This is a genomic window from Pseudomonas mandelii (genome assembly GCF_006438925.1).
GTDB classification, from domain to species: Bacteria; Pseudomonadota; Gammaproteobacteria; order Pseudomonadales; family Pseudomonadaceae; genus Aquipseudomonas; species Aquipseudomonas mandelii_C.
In genome coordinates this window covers 1-2,571 of the sequence record NZ_RCZA01000035.1, presented here as the reverse complement: position 1 = coordinate 2,571, position 2,571 = coordinate 1, and the positions used below count along the sequence as shown (strand labels likewise).

The following is a 2,571-nucleotide window of genomic DNA, read 5'->3' as shown; positions in this document are numbered from 1 at the left end:
GTTCAGATAGCCGTAGATGTAGATCTTCAGCAGGACAGCGGGATGGTAAGCCGGCCGGCCAGTATCTGCCGGTATGGCGCCTTCAAAACCCAGTTTGACCAGGTCAAGTTCGTCGACAAAGACGTCGACTACGCGCACCGGATTGGTATCCGTGACGTAATCGTCGAGGCTCTCTGGAAGGAAGGTGCTTTGGCCTCGATGTTCACCTTGGATAAAGCGCTTCATGGGCGATCCTTGCGATGAAATCCTCAGAAATCATAGCAAGGGTTTGCGAAAGAGTTTTTACACACTCTGGGCCAGAAGCAGCCTGTCAGGACGGTCAACTTTCACCTTGTCGCAGTCGGTGATAACACCCCTGTCGATTGATGTGGGCGAGCACTTAAACATTGAAAGCAAGCGACAGGAGTGGGGTGCCGCCAGCAACGACCACTCGCCAGTTCACAAAAGCTGCGCATTCCACAAGCGCTTCAAATTGTTCAGGACAGCGACGCTTGAAATTCTGGGCATTGTCGATGACCAATGAAAGCGGTTGTCCGCTTTGAACATGGATAGACGACATTTCTGCACTGGGGTCATCGAGGTATGAAAGGCAATCAACCCAGGCGTCCATATTGCGGCCGTAGAAGCTCGGGAAGCCGAACTTTTCTGCGAAAACACTGTGGAATGTTTGCCAGTCAGTTATCAGGTTTGCATCCACTCGCACCATTGTCAGATTACCCTCCGCCACATTGAAAAAAACAGGTATGGCGGTCTCGCAAGATGAAGTCAATTGCTGACTGCATATTTGCGCAATCCAGGGCTTAATCCGCTACAGATGACGTTCCAGTGCCCATTTATGGCCGACTCCTGCCTGTCGAGTCCGGCCGAGAGCAGCCAAAAGTAGTCAATCAGCATTTTCGAAATGAGGGGCGATTCAGTGATGACGTGGTCAGGGATCTGAGCTGCCCTGAGGTCCGGATCTTGGTTCTTAACCAACCGCTCTTTAACAACTGAATCAAGCAATTCGTGTGGGTGCTTGTGGAGTCAGACTGATAGTCAACAAGATTATCAGCATCACAAGTTACTCCGCGAGAAATCAAAGATGTAACCAACGATTGCTGAGCCAAGTTTAGGGTTTCTTAAAAACCCAAAGATGTTTGAACTGAAGAGTTTGATCATGGCTCAGATTGAACGCTGGCGGCAGGCCTAACACATGCAAGTCGAGCGGCAGCACGGGTACTTGTACCTGGTGGCGAGCGGCGGACGGGTGAGTAATGCCTAGGAATCTGCCTGGTAGTGGGGGATAACGCTCGGAAACGGACGCTAATACCGCATACGTCCTACGGGAGAAAGCAGGGGACCTTCGGGCCTTGCGCTATCAGATGAGCCTAGGTCGGATTAGCTAGTTGGTGAGGTAATGGCTCACCAAGGCGACGATCCGTAACTGGTCTGAGAGGATGATCAGTCACACTGGAACTGAGACACGGTCCAGACTCCTACGGGAGGCAGCAGTGGGGAATATTGGACAATGGGCGAAAGCCTGATCCAGCCATGCCGCGTGTGTGAAGAAGGTCTTCGGATTGTAAAGCACTTTAAGTTGGGAGGAAGGGCATTAACCTAATACGTTGGTGTCTTGACGTTACCGACAGAATAAGCACCGGCTAACTCTGTGCCAGCAGCCGCGGTAATACAGAGGGTGCAAGCGTTAATCGGAATTACTGGGCGTAAAGCGCGCGTAGGTGGTTTGTTAAGTTGGATGTGAAATCCCCGGGCTCAACCTGGGAACTGCATTCAAAACTGACAAGCTAGAGTATGGTAGAGGGTGGTGGAATTTCCTGTGTAGCGGTGAAATGCGTAGATATAGGAAGGAACACCAGTGGCGAAGGCGACCACCTGGACTGATACTGACACTGAGGTGCGAAAGCGTGGGGAGCAAACAGGATTAGATACCCTGGTAGTCCACGCCGTAAACGATGTCAACTAGCCGTTGGGAGCCTTGAGCTCTTAGTGGCGCAGCTAACGCATTAAGTTGACCGCCTGGGGAGTACGGCCGCAAGGTTAAAACTCAAATGAATTGACGGGGGCCCGCACAAGCGGTGGAGCATGTGGTTTAATTCGAAGCAACGCGAAGAACCTTACCAGGCCTTGACATCCAATGAACTTTCCAGAGATGGATTGGTGCCTTCGGGAACATTGAGACAGGTGCTGCATGGCTGTCGTCAGCTCGTGTCGTGAGATGTTGGGTTAAGTCCCGTAACGAGCGCAACCCTTGTCCTTAGTTACCAGCACGTTAWGGTGGGCACTCTAAGGAGACTGCCGGTGACAAACCGGAGGAAGGTGGGGATGACGTCAAGTCATCATGGCCCTTACGGCCTGGGCTACACACGTGCTACAATGGTCGGTACAGAGGGTTGCCAAGCCGCGAGGTGGAGCTAATCCCAGAAAACCGATCGTAGTCCGGATCGCAGTCTGCAACTCGACTGCGTGAAGTCGGAATCGCTAGTAATCGCGAATCAGAATGTCGCGGTGAATACGTTCCCGGGCCTTGTACACACCGCCCGTCACACCATGGGAGTGGGTTGCACCAGAAGT

2 protein-coding genes and 1 rRNA gene are annotated in these 2,571 nt (G+C 52.3%); 1 reads left to right on the top strand and 2 read right to left on the bottom strand.

Annotated features, from left to right (window positions below; translation table 11 throughout):
* The coding region (locus EAH74_RS32895; RefSeq protein WP_140684011.1) for a transposase at positions 1-225 on the bottom strand (225 nt) is incomplete at its 3' end.
* Between the two features lie 154 nt (positions 226-379).
* Entirely contained in the window at positions 380-769 is a 390-nt protein-coding gene (locus EAH74_RS32890; RefSeq protein ID WP_240050604.1) for a barstar family protein, read from the bottom strand.
* A 369-nt stretch (positions 770-1,138) separates the two neighbouring features.
* On the opposite strand from EAH74_RS32890, the gene EAH74_RS32880 reads away from it, so the two are divergent.
* Positions 1,139-2,571: ribosomal RNA gene (locus EAH74_RS32880) — 16S ribosomal RNA — on the top strand; the annotation flags it as partial.